Genomic DNA, 2,263 nt, shown 5'->3' with positions numbered 1-2,263 from the left:
CCCCCTGGACGTCCTCTGTGAAGCGCCCTGCGACGGCGACGCGGACTGCCCCTCCGGCCTGCTGTGCGTCAGCGCCGGGGGCGCCCCCGCCCGGTGCCTCCTGCCCGCGCTCCAGGCCGGGACCTACGGCGCGGCCTGTACGGAGGACGCCGCCTGCGGTACCCAGGGCGTGTGCGCCCGGCTGGAGGTGGACGGCGACGACGCCTGCCGCTGCTTCACCCCATGCGAGGCGACCGTCGACCCGACGACACCCGGGATGGACCCGCCCGACGCCAGCTGCGGCTGCGGCGGCGGCCCCGGAGGGCCAGGCACTACACTCGCCGTCCTGCTGGGCCTCCTCTGGCGACATCCCCGCCGCGGACTTCGCGTGAAAGCGCCTACAGAACCGTAAATGTAGGCGCAACTCCGCGAATCAAACTCCGAGAATCAGGCACAGACGTATTCGGCATCTGAAAGGTCCTCCTCCCCCATGGACTACAAGATCAAGTCGGGCGACACGCTGAGCGCGCTGGCCAAGCGCTTCAACACGGACGTGGATTCGCTGGTGAAGGCGAACCCGAACATCACCAACAAGGACCTCATCTACGCGGATGCGACCCTCAACATCCCGGGCAGCAAGGATGAGTTCCAGGCGCAGGGCGCCGCGAAGGGTCCGGACCTGACGGGCGGAGCGCAGCAGACGCAGGGCGCGCAGGCCGTGGGCGACGTGCCCCCGGGCCAGGTGGGTGACTGGATCAAGCAGGCCATGGACATCCTCAAGGCCAACGGCGTCCCGGCGGACAAGATGAACCCCCAGGACATCGCGAAGATCATCCAGCACGAGTCCAGCGGGAACCCCAACGCCATCAACCTCTGGGACTCCAACGCCCAGAAGGGCACGCCCTCCATCGGCCTGATGCAGACCATCCAGCCGACGTTCGACTCGTACAAGCTCCCGGGCCACGACAACATCCGCAACCCGGTGGACAACATCATCGCCGGCGTCCGCTACTCCATCGCCCGCTACGGCTCCGTGTCCGACGTCCCCGGCATCAAGGGCCTGAGCAGCGGCAGCGGCTACGTCGGTTACTGACCGGCGCTGAAGCACTCCGGACGCACCGCGCCCCGCGGTGGAAGACGGTGCATCCGTCTCCCACGCGGGGCGTCGTCATTCCAGCTCAGCCCCCGTGCAGCCGGGAGCGGTCGCGCGGGCCGCCCGCGCGCTTCACGTGAATCTGGCTGGGCGCCTTCTTGCGTCCCCGGAGCCCCGTGCCCCGGTTGTTGCGCCTTGGGCCGTGGTCGGCCGCGGCGGGGCCCAGCGTCACGCGCTTCAGGGCCTTCTCCATCATCTTCGCCAACGCCTCGTCATGAGGCAGGGTCTTCTTCCCATTGCTGGCCTGCACACTGGCCTGGGCCGCATGGGCGTCCACACGTCGTCGGTTCTTGATGCCTGCCACTCGGGTCCGAACGGACATGAAGTCCTCCTTTGGACCTGAGGTAGGGACCCCCACGGGGCATTGCCATCCCTGGCGACGGGCGGGACAGGGGCCGCTCCGGGAGCATGCGGGACGCGGGCGCCCGGTGGCGCGGGATGACAGCGGGCGCGCGGGCTGCACCCTGTGAGCGAGGGAATGCGGCCGGCGCGCCAGCGGCGCTCAGGTGAGGTCTTCGTTGGCGCGGCGGGCGCGCTTCTTCGCCTTGGGCTTGCCAGGCTTGGACGCCTTGGCCTTCTGCTTCTGCGTGGGCTCCGGCGGGAACAGCCAGCCGTCCTCGGGGCGGGGCTGGGAGGCGTTCACCGGCTCCAGGTGCTGGCCCCGGCAGCCCCGGCACCAGGACTGCGGGCGGCGCTGGCCCCGGCTCATGATGCGGAAGCCGAAGTCCTGCTCCGTGGGGCCCACGTGGCCGCAGCGCGGGCAGCGCGTCATGGACGTGGTGCCCGTCTCCTTGGCCTTCTCCTTGCCGTGCTCCACCACCAGCGCCAGCGCGGCGGCGAACCCCAGCTTGCGCTCCGACGGCACGTGGAACTGACGCGCGCGCTTGCGGCTGCCCCCGCCCATCACGGGCAGGAGGTCCAGGCCTCCCAGGAGATTGCGCTGCTCCAGGACTCGCGACGGAGACGATGGCGGGGTCGAGTGGCTCACGCGATCATTTCTACGGGAGGGGTCTGACATGCCCGGTTCACGCCCCGGGTCGCCAGGTCCCGCTCCATTCGGAGGTCTGGACACGCGTTCAGTAACCCCTGGCATTTCCAGGGGATTCCCCCGGCGGCCGGGCGGGGGTGGGG

Annotated in this window: 3 protein-coding genes and 1 pseudogene; 2 read left to right on the top strand and 2 right to left on the bottom strand. The window is 70.2% G+C overall.

All coding sequences use genetic code 11. The features are described from left to right. Positions 1-391: pseudogene (locus D7X55_RS44995) on the top strand (polyhydroxyalkanoate biosynthesis repressor PhaR); the annotation flags it as partial. A 78-nt stretch (positions 392-469) separates the two neighbouring features. After that, positions 470-1,072, top strand: coding sequence for a LysM peptidoglycan-binding domain-containing protein (locus tag D7X55_RS44990; protein WP_120553194.1), 603 nt, complete (start codon positions 470-472; stop codon positions 1,070-1,072). An 85-nt stretch (positions 1,073-1,157) separates the two neighbouring features. On the opposite strand, the gene D7X55_RS38650 is transcribed toward D7X55_RS44990, so the two are convergent. Continuing rightward, positions 1,158-1,454 carry a hypothetical protein gene (locus D7X55_RS38650; protein WP_120553195.1) on the bottom strand — a complete coding sequence of 99 codons (297 nt, stop codon included), beginning with the start codon at positions 1,452-1,454 and terminating at the stop codon, positions 1,158-1,160. Between the two features lie 180 nt (positions 1,455-1,634). Next, entirely contained in the window at positions 1,635-2,120 is a 486-nt protein-coding gene (locus tag D7X55_RS38645) for a hypothetical protein (RefSeq protein ID WP_370450231.1), read from the bottom strand. Between the last annotated feature and the right edge of the window lie 143 nt (positions 2,121-2,263).

The sequence above is a fragment of the Corallococcus sp. AB049A genome (assembly GCF_003668885.1).
Lineage (GTDB): Bacteria > Myxococcota > Myxococcia > Myxococcales > Myxococcaceae > Corallococcus > Corallococcus interemptor.
The sequence above is the reverse complement of the archived record's forward strand: the minus strand, read 5'-3'. Positions and strand labels throughout refer to the sequence as shown.

Coding starts and splice junctions, on each gene's coding strand:
- D7X55_RS38650 (WP_120553195.1), bottom strand. CDS start 1,454: ATGTCCGTTCGGACCCGAGTGGCAGGCATCAAGAACCGACGACGTGTG.
- D7X55_RS44990 (WP_120553194.1), top strand. CDS start 470: ATGGACTACAAGATCAAGTCGGGCGACACGCTGAGCGCGCTGGCCAAG.